The sequence below is a fragment of the Amycolatopsis iheyensis genome (assembly GCF_024703995.1).
GTDB lineage: Bacteria > Actinomycetota > Actinomycetes > Mycobacteriales > Pseudonocardiaceae > Amycolatopsis > Amycolatopsis iheyensis.
This window is the reverse complement of the sequence record NZ_JAMXQV010000004.1, coordinates 1-21,683: the sequence shown is the minus strand read 5'-3', so window position 1 is coordinate 21,683 and position 21,683 is coordinate 1. Positions and strand designations below refer to the sequence as shown.

The 21,683-nt window shown below is 74.1% G+C and carries 26 protein-coding genes; 16 read left to right on the top strand and 10 right to left on the bottom strand.

All coding sequences use genetic code 11. The annotated features are described in order from the left end of the window. Nucleotides 1-203: 203 nt before the first annotated feature. From M8542_RS09885 to M8542_RS09860, 6 genes are all read right to left on the bottom strand, one after another. Nucleotides 204-1,559 (bottom strand): sensor histidine kinase, encoded by a 1,356-nt coding sequence (locus M8542_RS09885; RefSeq protein ID WP_257919761.1) that lies wholly within the window; start codon nt 1,557-1,559, stop codon nt 204-206. Next, on the bottom strand, nt 1,556-2,242 hold the full coding sequence (locus M8542_RS09880) for a response regulator transcription factor (RefSeq protein ID WP_257919760.1): 687 nt from the start codon (nt 2,240-2,242) through the stop codon (nt 1,556-1,558). Before M8542_RS09880 ends, M8542_RS09885 begins: the two co-directional genes overlap by 4 nt. 45 nt (nt 2,243-2,287) lie before the next feature. After that, nucleotides 2,288-2,476 (bottom strand): hypothetical protein, encoded by a 189-nt coding sequence (locus M8542_RS09875; protein WP_257919759.1) that lies wholly within the window; start codon nt 2,474-2,476, stop codon nt 2,288-2,290. Further along, on the bottom strand, nt 2,473-2,877 hold the full coding sequence (locus M8542_RS09870; RefSeq protein ID WP_257919758.1) for a hypothetical protein: 405 nt from the start codon (nt 2,875-2,877) through the stop codon (nt 2,473-2,475). Before M8542_RS09870 ends, M8542_RS09875 begins: the two co-directional genes overlap by 4 nt. A gap of 64 nt (nt 2,878-2,941) precedes the next feature. After that, complete coding sequence (locus M8542_RS09865; protein WP_257919757.1) at nt 2,942-4,663, bottom strand: CocE/NonD family hydrolase; 1,722 nt, start codon at nt 4,661-4,663, stop codon at nt 2,942-2,944. Nucleotides 4,664-4,673: 10 nt separating this feature from the next. Further along, nucleotides 4,674-5,201, bottom strand: coding sequence for a TetR/AcrR family transcriptional regulator (locus M8542_RS09860; protein ID WP_257919756.1), 528 nt, complete (start codon nt 5,199-5,201; stop codon nt 4,674-4,676). Between the two features lie 23 nt (nt 5,202-5,224). On the opposite strand from M8542_RS09860, the gene M8542_RS09855 reads away from it, so the two are divergent. The 5 genes from M8542_RS09855 (at nt 5,225) to M8542_RS09835 (ending at nt 7,886) form a co-directional block, all read left to right on the top strand. Beyond that, a complete protein-coding gene (locus M8542_RS09855; RefSeq protein WP_257919755.1) occupies nt 5,225-5,665 on the top strand; it encodes an SRPBCC family protein in 441 nt (146 codons plus the stop codon). 67 nt (nt 5,666-5,732) lie between these two features. Further along, nucleotides 5,733-6,308 carry a TetR/AcrR family transcriptional regulator gene (locus M8542_RS09850; RefSeq protein ID WP_308210257.1) on the top strand — a complete coding sequence of 192 codons (576 nt, stop codon included), beginning with the start codon at nt 5,733-5,735 and terminating at the stop codon, nt 6,306-6,308. A gap of 38 nt (nt 6,309-6,346) precedes the next feature. Beyond that, on the top strand, nt 6,347-6,718 hold the full coding sequence (locus M8542_RS09845; RefSeq protein ID WP_257919753.1) for a winged helix-turn-helix transcriptional regulator: 372 nt from the start codon (nt 6,347-6,349) through the stop codon (nt 6,716-6,718). A gap of 69 nt (nt 6,719-6,787) precedes the next feature. Next, nucleotides 6,788-7,495: a M50 family metallopeptidase gene (locus M8542_RS09840; protein ID WP_257919752.1), complete on the top strand. Its 708-nt coding sequence runs from the start codon at nt 6,788-6,790 to the stop codon at nt 7,493-7,495. Nucleotides 7,496-7,532: 37 nt separating this feature from the next. Then, the gene (locus M8542_RS09835; protein WP_257919751.1) at nt 7,533-7,886 is read left to right on the top strand and encodes a hypothetical protein; all 354 of its coding nucleotides are present in this window, start codon (nt 7,533-7,535) and stop codon (nt 7,884-7,886) included. Here the strand turns inward: M8542_RS09835 and M8542_RS09830 are convergent. Together M8542_RS09830 and M8542_RS09825 are read right to left on the bottom strand one after the other, a co-directional pair. Next, a complete protein-coding gene (locus tag M8542_RS09830) occupies nt 7,849-8,523 on the bottom strand; it encodes a response regulator (RefSeq protein ID WP_257919750.1) in 675 nt (224 codons plus the stop codon). The two genes, M8542_RS09835 and M8542_RS09830, sit on opposite strands and share 38 nt — an antisense overlap. Continuing rightward, a complete protein-coding gene (locus tag M8542_RS09825) occupies nt 8,498-9,733 on the bottom strand; it encodes a sensor histidine kinase (RefSeq protein WP_257919749.1) in 1,236 nt (411 codons plus the stop codon). Before M8542_RS09825 ends, M8542_RS09830 begins: the two co-directional genes overlap by 26 nt. Before the next feature lie 169 nt (nt 9,734-9,902). Here M8542_RS09825 and M8542_RS09820 point away from each other — a divergent pair, with 169 nt between their 5' ends. Together M8542_RS09820 and M8542_RS09815 are read left to right on the top strand one after the other, a co-directional pair. Next, nucleotides 9,903-11,345: an ArnT family glycosyltransferase gene (locus tag M8542_RS09820; RefSeq protein ID WP_257919748.1), complete on the top strand. Its 1,443-nt coding sequence runs from the start codon at nt 9,903-9,905 to the stop codon at nt 11,343-11,345. Between the two features lie 11 nt (nt 11,346-11,356). Then, nucleotides 11,357-12,004, top strand: coding sequence for a GOLPH3/VPS74 family protein (locus M8542_RS09815; RefSeq protein WP_257919747.1), 648 nt, complete (start codon nt 11,357-11,359; stop codon nt 12,002-12,004). 144 nt (nt 12,005-12,148) lie between these two features. On the opposite strand, the gene M8542_RS09810 is transcribed toward M8542_RS09815, so the two are convergent. Then, nucleotides 12,149-12,745 carry a TetR/AcrR family transcriptional regulator gene (locus M8542_RS09810; RefSeq protein ID WP_257919746.1) on the bottom strand — a complete coding sequence of 199 codons (597 nt, stop codon included), beginning with the start codon at nt 12,743-12,745 and terminating at the stop codon, nt 12,149-12,151. A 91-nt stretch (nt 12,746-12,836) separates the two neighbouring features. On the opposite strand from M8542_RS09810, the gene M8542_RS09805 reads away from it, so the two are divergent. From M8542_RS09805 to M8542_RS09785, 5 genes are all read left to right on the top strand, one after another. Then, on the top strand, nt 12,837-13,334 hold the full coding sequence (locus M8542_RS09805; protein ID WP_257919745.1) for a PH domain-containing protein: 498 nt from the start codon (nt 12,837-12,839) through the stop codon (nt 13,332-13,334). Beyond that, nucleotides 13,331-14,791 carry a PH domain-containing protein gene (locus tag M8542_RS09800; protein ID WP_257919744.1) on the top strand — a complete coding sequence of 487 codons (1,461 nt, stop codon included), beginning with the start codon at nt 13,331-13,333 and terminating at the stop codon, nt 14,789-14,791. Before M8542_RS09805 ends, M8542_RS09800 begins: the two co-directional genes overlap by 4 nt. Nucleotides 14,792-14,969: 178 nt before the next feature. After that, nucleotides 14,970-15,734: an isocitrate lyase/PEP mutase family protein gene (locus M8542_RS09795; protein WP_257919743.1), complete on the top strand. Its 765-nt coding sequence runs from the start codon at nt 14,970-14,972 to the stop codon at nt 15,732-15,734. Between the two features lie 31 nt (nt 15,735-15,765). Next, the gene (locus M8542_RS09790) at nt 15,766-16,779 is read left to right on the top strand and encodes an aminotransferase class V-fold PLP-dependent enzyme (RefSeq protein ID WP_257919742.1); all 1,014 of its coding nucleotides are present in this window, start codon (nt 15,766-15,768) and stop codon (nt 16,777-16,779) included. A 180-nt stretch (nt 16,780-16,959) separates the two neighbouring features. Continuing rightward, nucleotides 16,960-17,556, top strand: a complete 597-nt coding sequence (locus M8542_RS09785; RefSeq protein WP_257920177.1) for a hypothetical protein — start codon at nt 16,960-16,962, stop codon at nt 17,554-17,556. Nucleotides 17,557-17,664: 108 nt separating this feature from the next. Here the strand turns inward: M8542_RS09785 and M8542_RS09780 are convergent, their stop codons facing one another. After that, complete coding sequence (locus M8542_RS09780) at nt 17,665-18,600, bottom strand: ferritin-like domain-containing protein (protein ID WP_257919741.1); 936 nt, start codon at nt 18,598-18,600, stop codon at nt 17,665-17,667. Nucleotides 18,601-18,708: 108 nt separating this feature from the next. Between M8542_RS09780 and rimP the strand changes: the two genes are divergently transcribed. The 4 genes from rimP to M8542_RS09760 form a co-directional block, all read left to right on the top strand. Next, entirely contained in the window at nt 18,709-19,251 is a 543-nt protein-coding gene (gene rimP, locus M8542_RS09775; RefSeq protein WP_257919740.1) for a ribosome maturation factor RimP, read from the top strand. Next, nucleotides 19,248-20,294 (top strand): transcription termination factor NusA, encoded by a 1,047-nt coding sequence (nusA, locus tag M8542_RS09770; RefSeq protein WP_257919739.1) that lies wholly within the window; start codon nt 19,248-19,250, stop codon nt 20,292-20,294. The genes rimP and nusA overlap by 4 nt, the downstream gene beginning before the upstream one ends. A gap of 77 nt (nt 20,295-20,371) precedes the next feature. After that, the gene (locus tag M8542_RS09765; RefSeq protein ID WP_257919738.1) at nt 20,372-20,689 is read left to right on the top strand and encodes a YlxR family protein; all 318 of its coding nucleotides are present in this window, start codon (nt 20,372-20,374) and stop codon (nt 20,687-20,689) included. Nucleotides 20,690-20,766: 77 nt separating this feature from the next. Further along, nucleotides 20,767-21,683: translation initiation factor IF-2 N-terminal domain-containing protein (locus tag M8542_RS09760; protein ID WP_257920176.1), on the top strand; the 917-nt coding region annotated here is incomplete at its 3' end.

Below are 21,683 nucleotides of genomic sequence, written 5' to 3'. Positions count from 1 at the left end.
ACGTGATGCCCGCTCAATCACACGTGATGCCCCTCCAATCACAGGTGATGCCTCTCCGGACACGGGTGATGCCCGGTTCGACCCACCGGCCCCACCGGCGTGACCAGGCATCACGTGTGGTTGAAGAGGCATCACGCGTGATTGGAGGGGCATCAGCCGTGATTGGAGGGGCATCACTCGTGATTGGGGGGACGACACGGTGGTCAGGGGTGGGTGAGGGGGAATGTCATCGTGAACGCCGCGCCGCCTTCCGGGGCCGGGCCGGCCGTCAGTGTCCCGCCCATGCGGGTGACCAGGCCGTGGACCAGCGCCAGTCCGATGCCCGAGCCGACCGGGCGGCGGTCGCGGTAACGCGCGTTCAGCACCCCGCGTTCGAACGCCACCGCGTAGTCCTCCGGCGCCAGGCCCGGGCCGCCGTCCCGCACCGACAACGAAGCCTCGGACGCGGTGAGCGTGAGGGAGAAGACCATCGGCGCACCGGAAGGGGTCACCCGGAGGGCGTTTTCGGCGAGCCCGTCCACCACCTGACGCAGCCGCCGGGCGTCCGCTGACACGAAAACCGGCGCGGGAGGACCGGAGACCGACAGCCGCACGTCCTGCCGGGCGCACCGCAGCTGCCAGACCTCCGCGCAGTCACGCACCAACGCGGCCAGATCCACCGAGGCGACGTCGAGCTGGAACTCGTCGGCCCCCAGCCGCGCCAGCTCCAGCAAGTCGGTGACCAGGCGCTCGAGCCGCAACGCCTCGCGCTGGATGGTCTCCCCGGCCCGGACGGCGTCCGGCCCCGTGGCGACGCCGTCCGCGATCGCCTCGGCGAACCCGGTGACGGCGGTCAGCGGCGTGCGCAGCTCGTGCGACACCGACAGCAGGAAGTCCCGCTGCCGCGCCTCACTCACCGCCAGCGCGTCGGCCAGGGAGTTCAGCGACCCGGCCACTTCCGCCACTTCCCGCGGTCCTTCCACCGGCACCCGGACGTCCCGGCGGCCCGCCCGCAGCGAGCCCGCGGCCAGCGCGGCCCGGCGCAGGGGCCGGCCGAGCAGCCGGCCCGAAAAGAACCCGGCCAGCGCCGCGACCAGCAGCCCGATGCCCAGCGCCAGCGCGATGTTGCGCACCAACGCGCGCTGCGTCGCTTCGGCGTTGCGCGCGGGCAGGACCAGCGCGAACGCCGCGCCGCGCGTGCCGACCACCCGCGTCTCGACGAGGTACTGCGCGCCCGCGACCGTCACCCGCGTGGAATGCCGCGCGGCGAGCCCGGCCTTGTTCGCCGCCTGCACCGCGACGCCGTCCCCGGCGGCCTGCCCGCCCGCGCGGCGGACCACCACCGAAATGCCCTGCCCGCGCACGACGTCGGCGACCTTGCCGACCCCCAGCCGGTTCCCGATGCCGGTTTCGTCCAGTTGGGACGCGACGACGTCGGCCTGCGCGGCCAGCGACGACTGCAGCACGTTGTCCGCCGTGGTCCGGATCAGCCGGGCCCCGACGAACCCGGCTACGAGCACCGCCACCCCCGCGACGGCCAGGCACACCAGCGTGATCCGCCCGGCGAGCGTCCCCCTCATGCCGGATCCGCCGCGTAGCCGATGCCCCGCACCGTCCGGATCGGACTCGACGCGCCGAGCTTCGCCCGCAGCTGCGCCACGTGGACGTCGACCGTGCGCGTGCCCGCCGCCGCGGCGTACCCCCAGACGGCACTCAGCAGCTGGTCGCGCGAAAGCACCTGCCCCGGGTGCCGGAGCAGGTGCGTGAGCAGGTCGAACTCGGTCGAGGTCAGGAACACCTCGGCGGCCCCGGCCCAGGCGCGGCGGCTCGTGAGGTCCACCCGCGCCTCGCCGACCGCGAACGTCGAGGGAGCCGGGGCCGCCCCCGAAGCGCGGCGCAGCACCGTCCGGACCCGCGCGGCCAGCTCCCGCGGGCTGAACGGTTTCGTGAGGTAGTCGTCCGCGCCGATCTCCAGGCCCAGCAGCCGGTCCAGCTCGTCGTCGCGGGCGGTGACGAACAGCACCGGCGTCCAGTCCCCGGCCGCGCGCAACGCCTTGCAGATCTCGATGCCGTCCATTCCGGACAGTCCGATGTCGAGCACGACCGCCACCGGCTTGAGCCGCCGCACGGCGTCGAGCGCCTTGCCACCGTCCGGTTCGACGTGCACCCCGAAGCCGTCACGCTTCAGGTACAGCGCCGCCAGCTCGGCGATCGCGGCCTCGTCCTCGACCACGAGGACGAGACCGCGTCCCGGTGACCCCATGCCCGCTCCCGTCTCCGCCGTCTTCAGAGGGGAGACGCTAGCCGGTCAGGGCGAGCCATCGCTGTTCATGTCGGATTCGATGCCGTTGAGCGTCGACTCGACCCCGCTCAGCTCGGACGACGCCGGGGAGGTCCCCGAGTCCGGCGACCCCATCAGGTTGTCGCGGCAGCCCGAACAGCCGAGCGCGACGAGCGCGGCGGCCCCGACCGCCGCCGCGACCCTCGCGGCCCTCACTTGGCCGGCTTGCAGTGGGCGGCCGCGAAGGCGTCGAGCTTCTGCTTCGCGGTGTTCAGCTCGCCGACCTTGCCCTGGCGCTTGGTGGCGCGGTCGTCGAGCTTCTTGGCGCGGTCCTCGTGCCCCGCGGTGCGCTGGTCCTGGGCGCGCGCCTTCAGATTCGCGACCGAGCCGGCCACCTCCGGGCCGCCGTTGATCCGCTTCTGCAGGTTGTCGGCCTTCTTCTGCAGCTTCGGCACCCAGTCGCCGCAGACCTGCTGCGACTCCTCCGGGCTGAGCGTGATCGGCGCGACCGGCGCCGGCGACGTGGTCTGCGCCGAGGCCAGCGGCGCCGCCACCAGCAGGCAGGCCGCACTCGCGCCGCCCGCCAGCGCCAGCCGCGTCCAGGTGGTTCCTCGCATCGTGTCTCCTCGTGTCCGGGTTACGAGGAGAACTCTGTCGCGGCGGTGTTCGGAGGGCGTCCGCCTAGTGTTCGGGCTTTGTAAGGCCGAGAGTGAGCGACGTCCGCGCGAGGTCGAACGTCAGCGTGTCGCCCAGCGGCGGCAGCGCCGGGTCGAACAGCTGCCCGTCGGTGCCGCCGAGCAACAGCCCGAGCCGGTGCCCGGCCGGGACGACGTGGTCGAGCGCGGTCAGGTCGAACGTCATCGCGTACGCCCGACCCGGGACCAGCGGTTCGCCGTGGCGCAGCGAGGCGTGGTGCCCGAGGTCGGCCGAGCCGTACGCGACGATCTCGTGGTCGACGTGCACCAGGTCGGTGGCCGTGTCGAGGAAGCACGCCGAGTCGCCGGGACGGCTCGAGCCCCAGCACGAGTGCGTGGTCAGGGTCCTGATCCCGCTACCGTAGTTCGCGGTGGCGCGGACCTCGGTCGGGCCGTAGTCGACGAGCGCGACACCGAGCCGGGCCGCGGCCTGGTCCGACGACGCGGTGATCGTCACCGACGGCGATCCGGCCAGCCGCACCGCCGAGGTCAGCGGCGCGCCCAGGAACCGCGCGGCCGCCGAACCGGTGGCCCACTGCTCACGGCCGATCGCCGGGTCGTCGACGACGGTCGCCGTGCCTGAACCGCGGCGGCCCAGCGTGCCGTCGGCCGAGGGCCGGAACGTCGCCGACGTCGTGGCGGGCGGCCACTGCCGGACGTCGGCCCACCGGTCCGGCGTCGTCTCGAGGTGCACCGCGGGCTCGTTCTCGACGCCGTTGCGCACCCCCTTCAGCCACCGGTCGAACCAGCGGCCCAGCTTCGCCACCCATTCCGCGCGCTGCAGGTCGAACGGGTCGACGTGCCCCGCCTGGCTCAGCCACGCCTGACGCGGAACGCCCGCGCGGCCGAGCGCGGCCCACCAGTCGGCGAACTGGTTCGGCGCGACGACGGCGTCCCCGAACCCCTGCGCGATCAGCACGCTCGCGCGCACCGGTCGCGGCACGTAGTTCACGCTCCGCCAGTAGGCGTTGTAGTCGCCGCTCGTGCCGGCGCGCGCCTTGATGTCCGCTTCGAACGGCTTGCACAGCTCCGCCGCGCGCTCGTTGTAGGTGAACGCCGAGCCGGTGTTCTCCGGCGTGGCCAGCGGCGCGCCGTTCGCGACGAGCTGGGCGTAGTTGTTCGCGACACCTTCGATCGGCACCACGGTCTTCAGGCCGTCGATGCCGGAGGCGGCCATGCCGATCGCGGTGGCGCCGTCCTGGGACTTGCCGATCGCGCCGACGGCCCCGGTGGCCCAGTCCGCGCGCACCGGCCGGCCGCCGTCGGGTGCGTCGAAGGCCTTCGCCCGGCCGTTGAGCCAGTTCACGACCGCGGTGCCGGAGCCGACGTCGTCGAAGCAGCCCGAGGACCGGTTCGTCCCGCCGACGTCGGCGAGCACGACGGCGTACCCGCGTGGCACGAAGTAGTTGTCGAGGAAGAGCGGGAACTGCTCGGGTGTGCCGTCGGGTGCGTAGGTCTTCTTCTGCGACTCGTTGCCGCGGCCGCAGCACGCGTAGTACGGGCTGACGTCGAGGATCACCGGGACGCGCCCCCGCGCGCCGGGCCGGATGACGTCGGCGGCGACGCGGTCGGTCTTGCCGTCGTGGTCGTGGTCGGTGCCGGTTTCGACCCACGCCGTCTCCCGGATCGGCTCGCTTGTGGCGGACGCCGCCGGCGTGAACGTGGTCGTGAGGACGAGTGCGGCCAAGAACCCCAGTGTCAGACGCATGGCGTCAGTATCACTCGTAGCGCGCCATGAACTGCGCCATCGCGGCGTTGACGGCGTCGAGGTCGCCGGTCGTGACGAGGTCGAGCAGCAGCCCGCGGGCGACGGCGAGGCCGAGCCGGGCCTCGGCGGGCCGATCCGCCGCCGGGACGCCGTAGGCGGCGAGCAGCTCCTCGACCGGACCGAGCCAGTCGTCGATCACCCCATCCAGGAGTTCGGTGGTGCCCGGGGTGCCGCCGAGGGCCTGGCCGTAGAGCTGGAAGAAGAGCTTTTCGTTGGCACGCAGGTCTTCGCCGGTCAGCCGGCGCCAGAACTCGCGGCCGTCGGCGACGTCGGCCAGCGCCGCCCGCTGCCGCGCCTCGACCTCGCGCGCGACCGCCGTGAGCAGGCCTTCCTTCGAGCCGAAGTGGTAGATCAGCATGCGGTGGCTGGTGCCGAGGTCGGTGGCCAGCGCCCGCAGGCTCTTGCCGGCGCCGCCGTGGTGCGCGATGTGCGTGATCGCGGCGTCGAGCAGCTTCTCCCGCGGGCTTGCGTCGATCATGTACCAGATGGTACACGTACCAAATGGTACAAGAGATTTCGGTGCGCGGCCGGACGTCCGCGTCCGCCGACGCCGTGTACGCCCTGCTGAGAGACGGCGCGAGCTGGCCGGACTGGTCGCCGCTCGGCTCGTTCGAGCTGATCAGCGAGGGGGAGGGCGAGCCGGAGGGGCTGGGCGCGGTCCGGCTGTTCCGGACGGGGCGCACCCACTCGTACGAGAAGATCGTCGCCCTGGAGCCCGGCCGCCGGTTCGGCTACGCGCTCGAACACGGCCTGCCACTGCGGGACTACGTCGCCTACGTCGACCTCTCGCCGCGCGACGGCGGCACGGAGATCCACTGGCATTCGACGTTCACCGCGAAGATCCCCGGCACCGGCTGGGCCTACCGGTGGTTCCTGGGCGTGTTCGTCAAGCGGGTGGTGGCCGGGCTGGTCGCCGCGACGGACGCGCGCGTGGCCCCATAAAGTAAGGCGCATGTCAGCCCCACGACGAGGATCGACCGGACGCACCCAGGAGGAACGCAGCGCGGCGATGCGCGTCCGGCTGCTCGACGCGACGATCGACTGCCTCGTCGAATACGGCTACGCGGGCACGACGACCACCCGCGTGGCCGACCGCGCCGGCGTCACGCGCGGTGCGCAGGTGCACCACTTCCCGACGAAGGCCGACCTCGTGACTTCGGCGGTCCGGCACCTGGCGGCCAAGCGCACGGAGTTCGCGATGGCCGAGCTCGACCGGCTCCGCGCGTCGAGCGACCCGGTCGGCGACGCGTTGCAGCTGATGTGGGAGATGCACCAGGGGCCGGTGTTCTCGGCGACGGTGGAGCTGTGGGTCGCCTCGCGCACGGACGCGGACCTGCGCCGGCAGATGGCGGCGGTCGAGCCGATCGCGACGTCCAGCCTGGTCGAGTTCGGCAAGGCGCTGCTGCCGGAACACGCGGGGCACCACGAGTTCCTGCACGCGGTGTACACGGCGATGGACGTGGTGCGCGGGATCCTGATCGCGAGCTGGGCGACGCGGGACCAGGAAGAGCTGGAGGCGCGCTGGGACCGCGGCCGCCGGCACCTGCGCATCCTGTTCGGCACGTTGCTGGCCGCCACTGCCTGAACGGCGTGTTACTCTCTTCCGGAAAGTGAGGAGACGCCGTGCTGTCGAACCCGTACGACCGCAACTGCCCGACCCGCCAGCTCCTCGACCGCATCGGCGACCAGTGGACGGTGCTGATCGTGGGCGCGCTGTCGGCCGGCCCGCTGCGGTTCACGGAGATCGCGCGCCGCGTCGACGGCATCTCGCAGAAGGTGCTGACGCAGACCTTGCGCAGCCTGGTCCGCGACGGCATCCTCACGCGCACGGCGTACGCGACGATCCCGCCGAAGGTCGAGTACGAGCTGACCTCGTTGGGCCGCAACCTGTCGGAGCCGCTGGACGTGCTGGACCAGTGGGCCCGCCGGCACATGACGGCGGTCCAGGAAGCCCGCGACGCCTACGACGCGGAGCACACGCCCGCTTCGGCCTGACTGGACAGCTCGTGGACAGTTAGCCCGCGCTCGGCCGGCGCCGCGGTTTCGGGCGGGACACTCGGGTTCGTGCTCAACGAGACGCTGCCCGCGCCGGGGCCGGCGCTGGTCGGGATCACCGCGTTCGTGGCCGCCGCGGCAGTGGTGCACTCGTTCTTCGTGCGGACCGACGGCCGGCGAAGTGTGGTGTACCGGGCCAACTTCCTCGGCACGCTCTTCCACGAAGGCGGCCACGCCCTGGTCAGCATCCTGACCGGCGGCGGTGTGCTCCGCGTCGCGATCACCGGCCCGGAGTCCGGCGGGACGTGGCAGTGGAGCCCGACCCCGTCCGCGCGGGTGCTGGCCGTCGCGGCGGGGTACGCGATGCCGCCGCTGGCCGGGCTCGGGGCGGCGGCGCTCCTGAACCGCGGCCTCACACCCGCGGTGCTCACCCTGACCCTGGCCGCGATGGTGTTCCTCCTGCTGTTCACCCGCGACGTGCTCACCTTCGCCGTGGTCGTCGTGGTGGGCGCGGTCGTGTTCTGCGCGTTGCGCTGGGCGCCGGGCTGGCTGAAGAACGGCATCGCCTACGCGGAAGCGTGGCTGCTGCTGACCAGCGAGATCGGCGGCCTGCACGCGCTCGTCGTCAATCGGCTCAGGGGCGGGTTCCGGGAGCAGGAGGACGATGCCGCGATGCTCGCCGAGCGCACCGGGATCCCTTCGCTCGTCTGGATCGCCGCGTGGGCGGTCCTCATCGGCTGGGCGGTGTGGCGCGCCTTCCCGCTGCTGTGGCCGTAGCTGCCCTATCGTCAGCGCGCTGCGGCAGGCTTTGCGCGTGACCACGGACCTGGCGGAGCTGCTCGCCGACGAGCGGGACGGGCTGATCTGCGCCTTGACGCGGTACGGCGAGCCGCAGCGGACAGTGGCGCGCGAAGCCGACGTGGACCAGGCGACGGTCAGCCGGCTGGTCGCGAAGCGCCGGCACGCCGCCGCGATCGGTTCCCGGGAGGACGGCTTGCGCCGCCTCCGCGGGGCCGCCGACCGGCTGGCGGCCTGCACCCGCCGCCGGGACGAGCTGATCGGTGAACTGGTCCGGCTCGGGGCGTCGCAGCGCGCTGTGGCGGCGTGCGCGCGCGTGCACCAGTCGACGGTCAGCCGGCTGGTCGCGAGGCGCCGCTGCCCGGCGTGAGCCCCGCCTCGTGCGCCAGCAACCCGGCCTGCGTCCGGTTGGTGCACTCCAGCTTCACCAGCATCCGCGACACGTAACTCTTCACCGTCGCCTCCGCCAGGTGCAGCCGCGCGGCGATGTCCGCATTGGACAGTCCCTCGCCCAGGCAGGCCAGCACATCCCGCTCCCGGTCCGTCAGCCCCGCGGTCCGCCGACGGGCGTCCTCGCCGCGCTCGCGTCCGTCCGAAGACAACGCCACCAGCCGCCGGGCCGCCGACGGGGACAGCACCGTGTGCCCGTCCGCCGCCACGCGGACCAGGCCGATCAGGTCCTCCGGGGGCGTCGACTTCACCAGGAAGCCCGCCGCGCCCGCGCGCAACGCCCGGATCACGTACGTGTCCGCGTCGAACGTCGTCAGGGCCACCACCGCCGGTGGGTCCGGCAGCTCCGCGATCCGGGCGATCGCCGTCAGGCCGTCGACCCCCGGCATCCGCAGGTCCATCAGCACCACGCGCGGCCGGTGCCGCAGCACCGCCTCGACCGCCTCGGCGCCGTCGCCGGCCTGGGCCACCACCTCGATGTCGCCCGCCGAACCCAGGATCGTGCGCAGGTGCGCGCAGACCATCGGCTCGTCATCGACCACGAGCACCGGGATCACGCTGCGTGCCTTCCGCCGTCGGTACGTAGGCGGGCAGTATCGCACCGACCCGGAACCCGCCGCCGGGCGCCGGCCCCGCGTCGAACCGGCCGCCGACGAGCTCGACGCGCTGCCGCAGCGCCGCCAGCCCGGTCCCGGAGCCGCTGCCCGCCAGCGCCGGGTCCGGCGGGCCCGACGCCGCCGTGCTGGCCACCGACACGTCCAGACCGTCCTGGTGGTAGCGCAGCGAGACCGTCGCCGACGCGCCCGGCGCGTGCTTGCGCACGTTCGTCAGCGCCTCCTGCACCAGCCGGTACGCGGTGCGCGCGACGGTCGGCGACACCCGCGCCGGGTCGCCGTCCACCGCCAGCTCGGTCGCCACGCCGACCGACCGCGACTCCTCGACCAGCCGCGCCGGGTCCCCCGGCTGCTCCGGGCTGAGCGTCCGCGCGCCGACTTCGGCGCCGTTGCGCAGCACGCCGACCAGGTCACGCAGCTCGTCGAGGGCCTGCGCGCCCTCACGCCGGATGTCCTCGGCCGCGGTCCGCACCGCCGTGTCGGCCGACGTCACGCCGAGCGCCCCGGCGTGCAGCACCATCAGGCTGAGCCGGTGCGTGACGACGTCGTGCATCTCGCCCGCCAGCCGCCGCCGCTCCTCGGCGCGGGCCCGCTCGGCCAGCAGGTGCTGCTCGCGCTCGGCGCGCTCCGCCCGGTCGCGCAGGGACTGCAGCAGCTGGCGGCGCGCTTCGAAGTACAGCGAAAGCAGCGCCGGCAACGTGGTGCTGAGCACGGCGAACGGCGTGGTGCTCCAGCTCGGCACCCACGGCCGTGCGGCGATCAGGGTGAGGATCCCGGCCACCCACAGCACCGTCCGCCGGTCCAGCACCCGGGCCAGCTGCGACAGCACGACCGGGGTGATGGTCGGCACCGTCATCAGGGCGAGCGGGTGCACCGGCACCAGCAGCCCGGGCGCGAGCAGGTCGGACGCCAGCATCGCCACCGCGCCCGCGATCACGAAGCCGGCCACCGGCAGCGGGAACCGGAACAGCAGCACCAGCGAGAAGTCGGCGACGACCTGCAGCACCAGCCCGGCCGCCGGCCCGAGCCCGCCGGTCGTGACGTCGCCCAGCGCGTAGAAGAGGGAGTTGAGCCCGGCGAACGCGAGCGCGGCGAAGAACAGCCAGAAGGCGTCGGAGCGGCTCGGCCACAGCGGCCGCCGGGCGGTGGTCACGCGGCCACGGTAGCCGCTGGGCACCCCCGCCGCCCCGGATGCGCAACCAAAGTTGCGGCCCGCGCCCGGCGGCGCAACTTTCGTCGTCGTGATCACCTCCCATGCCCGGTTACGGCGAGGGGCGCCGGACCGGTGGACTGGACCGCACCACGGCGAGGGAGGCAAACCGATGGTGACTGTCCACACGCGACAGACGACGTTCGCCGCGGGCCCGGTGCTCGCGGTCGCGGGGCTCGCCGGGCTCGCGCTGCTCCTGACCAGCGGGCGCTACGCCGGCGGGTTCGACGAGCTCTACTTCCTGGTGGCCGGTCGAGATCACCTGAGCTGGGGGTATTTCGACCAGCCACCGCTCATCCCGGCGCTGGCGGCGGCGATGGACTGGCTCGCGCCGGGCTCGCTGGTCGTGCTGCGGCTGCCGATGACGCTGGCCGCGGCCGCCGGCGTGGTCGTCACGGCGCTGATCGCGCGTGAGCTCGGTGGCGGCCGCGGCGCCCAGGCGATGGCGGCCGCGTGCTACGCGACGTCGAGCATCGTCATCGTCAGCCACTGGATCGGGACCTACGTGCTCGACCCGTTCCTGTGGACGGTCGTGGGCTGGCTGCTGGTCCGCTGGACCCGCACCCGCCGCGACGGCCTGCTCGTCTGGGCCGGCGTCGTGACGGCGGTGTCGCTGGAGACGAAGTTCCTCATCCCGGCGCTGTGGGCGGCGGTGCTGCTCGCCGCGCTGGTGTTCGGGCCGCGCGAGCTGCTCCGGCGGCCGAAGCTGTGGCTGGGCGCGGCGATCGCGGTCGCCGCCACGGTGCCGACGTTGCTCTGGCAGGCCACGCACGGCTGGCCCTACACCCACATGAGTGAAGTCGTCGCCGCGGAGTTCCCGGGTTACGGCGCGTGGGTGCGCGACGGGCTGCTCGGCGCCGGGATCGGTGTCGGCGTCCTGGCGTTGCTCTACGGCGTCTGGCGGCTGCTGCGGTCCCCGGACCTGCGGCCGTACCGGTACCTCGGGGCCGGCCTGGTCCTGGTGGCGCTCGCGGTGGTGCTGACGCAGGGGCGCAGCTACTACCTGATGGGCTGCTACGCGATCCCCTTCGCGGCGGCGGCCACCGAGCTGACCCGGCGCAACCTCGTGCGGTGGTGGAAAGCCGTGGCGTGGCCGGCGTTCGTGCTCTCGGCGGTGGTGACGCTCGTCGCGCTGCCGGTGTGGCCGGCTTCGGCGCGGACGTCGTTCGGGCCGTTCTCGCTCGGCAGCACGTTCGCCCAGGGTGAGCTGCCGCAGCAGGAGCTGGCGAAGGTGATCGGGCAGACGTACGCGTCGCTGCCGCCGCAGGTTCGCGCGCGGACCGCGGTGTACGCCGAGATCTACCCGTTCGCGGCGGTGGGCGAGTTCTACGGGGCGCCGTACGGCATCCAGCGCGTCTACAGTGGACACCGGGCGTACTGGTACTTCGGCCCACCGCCGGAGTCGGCCGACGCGGTGCTGTTCGCGGGGTTCGACCCGGGGCTGCTGCGGCCGTACTTCGCGCACGAGACGCAGCTGGTCGACGGATTGCTGTGGGAGTACGACGGCCGCACGAAGCCCTGGCCGGAGATCTGGCCCGCGCTGAAGCGGCAGTGAAGGAGATGAGGATGCTGTCCCTGCCCGCCCGGGCCTACCTGCTGGCGTGCGACACCCGGCGCGACCGGCTGCCGGACCGGGAGCGCGTGGCGCTGCTGGTGCGCGCGGCCGCGCTGACCGACCTGGTGCTGCGTGGCCTGCTCACCGACGACGACGGCCGCCCGACGGTCACCGGCGCCGGTGGCACCGGCCACCTGGTGCTCGACGACATCCTGGCGGAGGTGACGGCGGACCCGCACCGCAAGTGGCGCGCCTGGGTCCGCCGCGGCGCCCGCGGGACGTTGCAGTCCCTGGAGGCCCAGCTCGACGCGGCGGGCACGATCTCGCTGCGGACGTCGAAGGTGCTGGGGCTGTTCCCGCGCCGCCACCCCCGCGTCGAGGACCGCGCGGCGGTGGCGAACCTGCGCGACGAGCTGCTGACGGCCTTGCGGGGTGAGGGCCAGGTGACCCCGGAGGTGGCGGCCCTGACGTCGCTGGCCGCGGCGGTGGAGCTGAAGACGGTGCTCCCGCGCGGCGAGCGGCGGCAGCACAAGGCGCGGATCGAGGAGCTGGAGGAGCGCGCGGGCGCGGCGGTCCCGGCGCTGCGCAAGGTGATCCGGGAGCTGAACGCGGCCCGCGCGGCCTCGATCGCGGCCAGCTCCGGCGGCGGGGGCGGCTGAGTTTCGTACACGCGCGGCCGCCGTGTCGTCCGGTCCGGTGCGGGCCGACCGGCCGAGTCCGGGTGGCGGTGGCGACGAGGGGGCGTCACCGCCGCCCGGTGGAGGGGCTTTCCCCGGCGCGAGCGGGGAAGCGGGGAAAGCCCCTCACGCGCTGAACAGCCGGTCGAGGTAGTAGTCCACAGTGGACACCGCCTCGGCCGGGGTCCGGTGGCCCATCAGGATCTCCGAGCCCTGGGAGTCCGCGATCGCCCACAGCACCGAGGCCTCCGCCGCCGGGTCCGCCCACGCCGGGACGTCGCCCGCCGACTGGGCCTGGCGGACCTGGTCGGCGAAGAACGCCAGCAGTTCCGGCATGCCCTCGCCGAACACCTTCGCCATCGCCGGGTCCGCGACCGCGCGGATGAAGTACGCGACGCCGATCAGGTAGTCGCCCTCGCTCTCGGGGTCGCGCGGCAGGATCTCGACCAGGCACGCGCGCAGGATCGACCGCGGCGTCGGCGGCCCGGAAGCGAGGACCTTCGCCCTGATCCGCTCGGAGCGCAGCTTGTGCCGGTGCTCCAAGGCGAACAGCAGCATCTCGTCCTTCGTCTTGAAGTAGTGCTGCACCGACCCCATCGACATCCCCGCCTCGGCGGCGACGTGCCGCAGGCTGACGCCTTCCAGTCCGGCCCGCGTCGTCAGCCGCTGCAGCGCTTCGGCGATCTGGACGCGACGCTGGTCGTGGTCCACCTGTCTCGGCACGCTCACCCCGTTCCCATGCACTCGCATTGCGAAAATCGGACATCACTGGTTACGATGCGATCGCATTGTAACCAGTCTCGGGGGGTGTCCGGTGACCACCGGAAAAGTACGGCTGCGGCCGCCACGCCACACGCTCGACCGCCGCGCGATCACCTGGTGGCGGGCGCAGTGGGCACTCGTCTTCGCGCCGCCGGTCTTCGTGCTCGTGCTGCTCGGCCTGCTGATCCCGCCGGCCGCGGTCTGGCTGCTGAGCCCCGCCGCGGTCGTCGCGGTGCTCGGGGTGGCCTGGTGCGTCGTGCTGCCGGTGTGGTGGTTCGGGCTGCACCGCTGGGAGGTCACCGACACGGCCGTCTACGTGCGCTCGGGGTTCGTGTGGCAGGAGTGGCGCGTGGCGCCGCTCTCGCGCGTGCAGACCGTCGACACGCTGCGCGGGCCGCTGCAACAGCGCTTCGGGCTCGCCACCGTCACGGTGACCACCGCTTCGGCCCGCGGCGCCGTCAAGCTGCGCGGGCTCGACGCCCAGGTCGCGGCCGATGTCGCCGAGCGGCTGACCGAACGCACGCAGGCCACGCCCGGGGACGCGACGTGAGCCGCCGGCTCGACCGGCGCACCCTCGCCGTCACCGCGGTCCTGCTGGCCGGCGCGTCGGTCTCGGCCGGCGTCCCGATCGTCGCCGGCGCGGGGCCGGTGGCGCTGGCCTGGGTTCTCGCGGGCGCCGTCCTGCTCGTCGGCGGCGGTGTCCTGGGCGACTACGTCCGCTGGCGCCACACGGAGTTCCGGTGCACACCCGAGCGCCTGGAGGTCGAGTTCCGGTTCGTCGTCCACACGCGCAAGTCCCTGCCCCGCGAGCGGATCCGCACCGTCGACCTGACGGCCAACCCGCTGCACCGCGCGTTCGGCGTCGCGACGCTGACCATCGGCACCGGGCAGCGGGAGAAGATCACGCTGTCCCCGCTGGCCCGGGCCGACGCCGAAGCCCTGCGCGCCGACCTGCTGCACCGGGTCACGACGGCGACGGCCGCCGACGGTCCACTCGCGACGCTGGACCCCCGGTGGATCCGTTACGCCCCGGTGTCTTTCGTCGCCCCCGCGCTCGGCCTGGCCGCGTTCGGCGCGCTGTTCAAGGTCGCGGACTGGTTCGGTGCCGGTGGTGACCTGCTGCGCCGGCTCCTCGGCCTCTTCGGCGAGCTGCCGCTGGTGGTGAGCATCCCGCTCCTGCTGGTCCTCGCGCTCGGGCTCGGTGTGGTCGGGGCCGCGGGCCTGTTCGTCGAGATGTGGTGGAACTACCGGCTGGACCGCGAACCCGGCGGCACGCTGCGCGTCCGCCGCGGCCTGTTCACGACCCGGTCGACCACGCTGGAGGAGCGCCGGGTACGCGGCGTCGAGCTCGTGGAGCCGCTCGGCGCGCGGCTGGCCGGCGCCGCACGGGTGGACGTCGTCGCGACCGGGATGAAGGACCCCGACGACGACAAGACCGAGGCCAAGACGCTCCTGCCGGCGGCGCCGCGCGCGGTGGCGCGGGAGGTCGCGGCGAAGGTACTGGGCGAGCGCGTCGAGGACGTCGGTCTGGTGCCGCACCCGCGGGCCGCCCGGGGCCGGCGGCTGCGCTGGGCCCTGCTGGCCGCGGGGGTGCCGGTGCTCGTCCTGCTCGGGCTCGGGGTGTGGCTCACCGACGTCCTGCTGGTGCTCGGCGCGGCGCTCGCCGTGGTCGCCCTGCCGGTGGCCGGGGTGCTCGCACTGGACGCCTACCGCAGCCTCGGGCACGGCCGCGCCGGCGCGCACCTGGTGACCCGCAGCGGCACGCTCCGGCGCGCCACGGTGGCGCTGACGCGGGACGGGGTGATCGGCTGGACGGTGAAGCAGTCGGTGTTCCAGCGCCACCGCGGGCTGGCGACGTTCACCGCGACCACGGCGGCCGGGGCGGGCGCCTACTCGATCCGCGACGCGGCCGCGGACGAGGGCCTCGAGTTCGCCGCGGCCGCCGTTCCGGGGTTGCTGGCGCCGTTCACCGAGGTTTCGACGCTCGTCGAAACCTCGGCGGCTTAGGTCGGTTCGGCAGCGGCCGAACCCCACGTGTCCCGGTCGGGGGCCCTGAACGACGATCGGCCTCGCTACCGAACGCGGCGGCCAAAACCCTCGCGTGCCCCGGCGTGACGAGGACCGGCCTCGCTGCCGAACGCGGACTTCGGCAGCCGCCGAAGCGTCGCGCGCCTAACTTCGGGGCATGGACGAATTCCGTGCGCTGCACGTCCCCGGTGCCCCGCTGCTGCTGCCGAACGCGTGGGAGTTCGGCGTCGGCGCCTTCCTCGCCGCGCGGGGCTTCCGCGCCCTGGGCACGACCAGCCTCGGCGTGTCCGCGGCGGCGGGGGAGCCCGACGGTGCGCCCTCGACGCGCGCCGAGACCGTCGCGCTGGCCCGCCGCCTGACCCGGCTGGACGCGCTGGTGAGCGTCGACCTCGCCGACGGCTTCAGCGCGGACCCGGCCGCCGTCGCCGACCTCGCGGCGGAGCTGGCCGAAGCCGGTGTCGTCGGCGTCAACCTCGAGGACGGCCGCGCCGACGGCTCGCTCGCCCCGGTCGAGGTCCAGGCCGCGCTGGTCGCGGCGGTGAAGGAGCGCGTGCCGGGCCTGTTCGTCAACGCCCGGACGGACACGCACTGGGCTGGCGACCGGTCGGTGGCCGAAGCGGAGGAGCGCGCGCGGGCCTATGTGGCGGCCGGCGCGGACGGTGTCTTCGTGCCGGGGCTGGCCGACCCGGCGGACGTCGAGCGGATCGTCGCCGTCGGGGTCCCGGTCAACCTGCTGTTCCTGCCGGGCAAGGTGACGGTGGCCGGGCTGGCCGGGCTGGGCGTCGCGCGGGTCAGCCTCGGTTCGCTGCCGTACCGGATGGCCCTGGCCGCCGCCGCGGGGACGGCCGAGGCGGTGCGCGACGGCCGTGAGCTGCCGCTGAGCCCGCCGAGCTACGCCGACGTCACCGCGCTGCTGCCCTAAACCGGTTGCCCCGGTCTGCTTGGCTCGGGGCATGCGCGCCTTCGGAACCGACTTCGCCGTCCCGCCCGGCTACCTGAACACGCCCAGCGTGGGCATCCCGCCCGCGCCGGTCGCCGCCGCGGTCGCCGAGTCCGTCGAGCGCTGGCGCACCGGCGCGACGCGGCCGGGGGAGTTCGACCCGTACGTCGCGCGGTCGCGGGCCGGGTTCGCCCGGCTGCTCGGGGTCGAGCCGGGGCGCGTCGCGATCGGCGCTTCGGCCTCGCAGCTGGTCGCCAACGTCGCCGCCGGGCTGCCGGCCGGCACCCGCGTGCTCGCCGCGGAAGGGGACTTCACCAGCGTGACGTTCCCGTTCGCGGCGAACCCGGGCGTCACCGTCACCGAAGTGCCGCTGGAGCTGCTGCCGGAGCGCGTCGAGGGGCACGACGTCGTCGCGGTGAGCGTCGTGCAGTCCGCCGACGGCCGGATCGCCGACCTCCCGGCGCTGCGCGCCGCCGCCGAAGCGGCCGGGGCGGCGGTGCTGCTCGACGCCACCCAGGCGGTCGGCTGGCTGCCGCTGGACGTCGCCTGGGCGGACTGGGTGGTCGCCGCGGGCTACAAGTGGCTGCTGTCCCCGCGCGGCTGCGCCTGGCTGTACGTGCGGCCGGACGCCGGCGCGCGGACGCGGCCGGTCGCGGCGAACTGGTACGCGGGTGAGGACCCGTGGACGACCGTGTACGGCCTGCCGCTGCGCCTGGCCGGCGACGCGCGCGCGTTCGACCTCTCGCCGGTGTGGCTCGCCCAGGTCGGCGCGGCCGCGGCCCTGGAGTACCTCGGCGGGCTCGACCTCGCCCAGGTCCGGGCGCACAACACCGGCCTGGCCGACCTGCTGCTGGAGAAGCTCGGGCAGCCGCCGCGGGGCACCGCGATCGTCTCGCTCGACGCCGACCCGGCGCGGGTCGCGGCGGCCGGGATCGTCTCCAGCGTCCGCGGCGGCCGGGTGCGGGTCGGGTTCCACCTCTACAACACCGCTGACGACGTCGAACGCGTCTTACGCGCATTCGAGTGAACGCTCCCGCGGCGGTGAACTCACACCCGGGGGCCTGGGGGCGAAGCCCCCGGCGGGGGTCTGGGGGCAGCGCCCCCGGGAAAAGCACTACCGTATGGCCTCGTGGTTGGTGCGCATTTCACCCCAGGCCCGTCCGACACGGCCCCGCTGGGCGCGGTGCCCCCGCAGCCCCGCCCGCCCGTGCCGGGTCCACCGGCGCGCGACACCCGGTCCCTGCTGCTCAGGGGCGCCGGGCTGGTCGCGATCGCGGTGGTGTCCGGGCTGCTCTGGTTCCTGATCCGGCACGACTCGACGCCCGACGAGCCGGTCGCGCAGCCGCCGGCCCAGAACACCGGCGCGTACCAGTTCACCATGGTCTCGGGCCCGGCGAAGACGACCGACTGCGCCGAGAAGTCCTACGGCAAGACGCACGACTTCTTCCAGGACAACCCGTGCCAGTCGCTGGTCCGCGCGCTGTACACGGCCGAGTCCGGCGGGGCGAAGGCGCTGGTGTCGGTGGCGCTGGTGGGGATGCCGGACTCGACGAAGGCGAAGACGCTCAAGACGCTGACCGAGAAGGACGGCACCGGCAACGTGACGGACCTGGTGAAGGACAAGACCTTCGCCGGCACCGGCACCCCGAGCGTGAGCGGCGAGAACGCGGCGTACGCCTCGAAGGTCGACGGCACGAACACGACGATCGTGCTGGCCGACTTCTACGACAAGCACAAGGACAAGGCGCTGCTGGACAAGATCGCGGAAGACGCCCTCCGCCTGTCCGCCGACCTCCACTCCTGACGCCGGCCCCGAGCGCCCCAATGTGGCCTTCGGTGCGTCAGACGCACCGAAGGCCACATTGGGTGCGTCAGACGCAACCAAGGCCACATTGGGGCGCTTGAGGCCGGGTCAGCTTGACTGGCCGGGCATGGCGATCGCCGCCGGCTTCTCGCCCGCCTCCGAACGCCACGGTGTGCCGCGGCGGGCCGCCGCCACCAGGGCGTGCAGGGCCGTCGTGCGCAGGCCCGCGTCGTCGGTGTGGTTCACCACCGCCAGCCACGCCGACGCGCAGTCGGCTTCGGCCGTCGCGACCACCAGCGACGCCGACTTCGCGTCCGTCACCGGCTGCTTCGGCACGTACGCCGCTTCGGGCGCCACCGGGGTCGCCCCGGATGCCGACAGCGTCGTCTGCAGGAAGTCGCGGCGCAGGGCGTGCTCCGCGACGCCGCTCTTCTCGCCCTCGGAGAAGTCGGCCGGCAGGAACGCGCTGACCAGCCCGTACACCCAGACGGCGGCGTGCTCGGCGGCCAGCGCCGTCTGCAGCGGGTCGACGGCCTCCGCGGGCACGGACCCGCCGGGCGCGGCCCCCACCTTCGGGGCGTCTTCGCCGGGGCCCAGCGCCGGCGCGGTGCGCTGCAGGGCCGCGCAGCCCGCGGCCACCGCCGCGACCAGCCCGGCGCGGTAGCGGGGCAGCCCGGGGACGAGGTCCTCGGCCTGCTTGCGCGCGGTCGCCAGCCGCTCCTTGAGGTCGCTCAGCGCCGCCGGCGCCGGCGGGGTGGCCGACGGCGACGGCGCCGGCCGGTTCAGCCGGTCCACTTCGGACTTCAGCGCGGCCGCGTGCGCCGCGCGGGCGTCGGCGAGCTGGCCGGCGGCGTCGGCGTCCTCGCCCTTGGCCAGCGCCCGGGCGGCGGCGGCGTCGGCTTCCGCGGCCGCCAGCAGGGGCCGCAGCGGGTCGGGGCTCTCGTCGTAGCCGGGCCCGCACGCGGCCAGCGGGACGGCCAGCGCGGCCACTGCGCCCATGCGGAGGGCGGCACGACGGGTCAGGTCGGTCGGTCTTCCGGTCACGTCGGCCCATCCTGCCAGGCCCCGGGGCGGCCCCGCCGCTCGCGCGGGCCGAGAGGGCGACCGGATAAGCTGGTCCACCACCACCCGCGCAACCTAGGAGAGCCCCACGTGCCAGGAGAACTCGCCAGCCGGCTTCAGCCGATAGTGGCCGAAGCCGTCACCGCCGCGGGTTTCGACCTCGACTCGTTCGAGGTGCAGCAGGCCGGCCGGCGTCAGCTGGTCAAGGTCGTCGTCGACGCGGACGACGGGGTCGGGCTGGACGAGGTCGCCGAGATCAGCCGCAAGGTCTCGGCGGCGCTCGACGAGAACGAGCACGTGCTCGCGAGCGCCTATACCCTGGAGGTCACCTCGCCGGGCCTCGACCGGCCGCTCACCCAGGCCCGCCACTGGCGCCGCGCGCGGTTCCGCCTGGTGAAGGTCTCGCCGGTCGAAGGCGCGCCGTACGTGGGCCGGGTGGGGCACGCGGGCGAGGACGCCGCCCGTGTCCTCGCGGGCGGGAAGCTCCTCGACGTCCGCTACGCCGAAGTGGCGAAGGCGGTCGTCGAGATCGAGTTCAAGCAGCCGCCCGCCGAGGACCTGAAACTGCTCGAAGACGACGCGTCCGGCATGATCGCTGCCGGTCAGGCCGAGACGGAGAAGGGGTCGAAGTGAACGTCGACATCGCCGCGCTGCGGGCGATCGAACGGGACAAGGACATCCCCTTCGAAACGGTGATCGAGGCCATCGAGACGGCCCTCCTCACCGCGTACAAGCACACCGAGGGCCACCAGCCGCACGCCCGCATCGACATCGACCGCAAGACGGGCCTGGTGCGCGTCCTCGCGCACACGCTGACCCACGACGGCCAGGTCGACGAGGAGTGGGACGACACCCCCGAGGGGTTCGGCCGGATCGCCGCCACCACCGCGCGCCAGGTCATCCTGCAGCGGCTGCGCGACGCCGAGCACGAGAAGACCTTCGGCGAGTTCTCCACCAAGGAGGGCGAGATCGTCGCCGGCGTGATCCAGCGCGACGCCCGCGCCAACGCGCGTGGCATGGTCGTGGTCCAGGTGGGTGACACCGAGGGCGTGCTCCCGTCCGCCGAGCAGGTGGCGGGGGAGTCCTACGAGCACGGGAGCCGGCTGAAGGCGTACGTGGTCACCGTGTCCCGCGGCAACCGCGGCCCGCAGATCACGCTCTCGCGCTCGCACCCGAACCTGGTGCGCAAGCTGTTCGCGCTGGAGGTGCCGGAGATCGCCGACGGCACGGTCGAAATCGCCGCCGTCGCGCGCGAGCCCGGGCACCGCACGAAGATCGCGGTCAAGTCCACCGTGGCGGGCGTGAACGCCAAGGGCGCCTGCATCGGCCCGGTCGGCGCGCGCGTGCGCAACGTGATGAGCGAGCTGGCCGGCGAGAAGATCGACATCATCGACTACTCGGAGGACCCGGCCCGGTTCGTGGGGAATGCCCTGTCGCCGGCGAAGGTTGTATCGGTTCGAGTAGTGGACGAGCGGGCGAAGACCGCCCGCGTCGTGGTGCCGGACTTCCAGCTGTCGCTGGCGATCGGCAAGGAGGGCCAGAACGCCCGCCTCGCCGCCCGCCTGACCGGCTGGCGGATCGACATCCGCAGCGATGCCGCACCGGCCGACGACGAGGGTGATCAAGACCACGCCAGTCCGACGCGGCCCGCCGCGACAACCGGTTCGGCTGAGTGAAGGTCGAAGCGCTAGACTCAGGAGTGGTTCAACGCCCGCGGCGGGTAGCCGAGCACCAGCCCCACCGGATTTCCCCGGTGCGGACTTGTGTCGGCTGCAAGCGGCGGGCATTGATCGGTGAGCTGCTGCGCGTGGTCGCGGTGGCCGGGCGGGTGGTCGTCGACGAACGTCGGAGGCTGCCGGGCCGGGGGGCTTGGCTGCACCCCGACCCGGACTGCCTGGTCAAGGCCGAACGGCGGCGGGCCTTCCCGAGAGCCCTGCGGGCTCCGGGGGCGCTCGACGCCCGCGAGGTCCGCGAGCACGTCGAGCGCACCGCCCCGCACCACGACCCCGGGACGTCCCCGGGGTCGCGAGGAACCAAGGAAGCAGGTCGACCCGTCATGAGTCAGCCGTGAAGCTGAAGCCATGAGCGTCAGACAATAAGGACGAGGTCAGCGGTGTGCCGCCTGGCCTCCCCTAGATGAGGAGAGTTGTGCCAGGCAAGGCCCGCGTACACGAGCTCGCGAAGGAGCTCGGCATCACCAGCAAGGACGTTCTCGCGAAGTTGAAGGAACAGGGCGAGTTCGTCAAGTCCGCGTCGTCCACGGTCGAGGCGCCCGTCGCCCGCCGTCTCCGCGACGCGTATGCGCCCAAGGGCGCGAAGAAGCCCACCCCCGGCCCGTCGGCGCGCCCCGGCCCGCCGGCCGCCAAGCCCGCCGCCCCGAAGCCCCCCGCGCCCGCTCCGCAGGCGCCCGCGGCCAAGGCGGCCCCGGCTCCGGCCGCACCCCAGCAGCAGGCGCCCGCGCCGGCGAAGCCGGCCACCCCGGGGCAGCGTCCCGGCCCCCGGCCCGGCCCGCGTCAGCAGCCCGCCGCGCCCGCACCCCAGGAGCAGGCCCCGGCGGCGAAAGCCGACGCTCCGGCCGCTCCGAAGCAGGACAGTCCGGCCGCGCCCGCCCAGGGCACCGGCTCGGTCGTCCCGCCGAAGCCGCAGGGCCCCAAGCCCGGCGGTCCCAAGCCCGGTCCGCGCGCGCCGCGGGTCGGCAACAACCCCTTCGGCGTGGGCTCCGGCTCCCCGGCTCCGCGTCCCCCGGCCCGTCCCGGTGGCGGTCAGGGCGGCGACAGCCGTCCGCCGCGTCCCGGCGGCGGTCAGGGCACCGGTGACCGGCCGGCCCCGCGTCCCGGCGGTGGCGCCGGTGGCAACCGGCCGAGCCCGGGCAACATGCCCCCGCGCCCGAACCCCGGCATGATGCCGGGCCGCACGCAGCGTCCCGCCGGTCCCGGTGGCGGCGCGCGCGGTGGTCCCGGTGGCGGCGCCCGTGGTGGCCCCGGTGGCGGCGGTCGTCCCGGTGGTGGCGGCGGCTTCCGCGGCGGTCCCGGTGGCGGTGGCGGCGGCGGTGGCTTCCGCGGCGG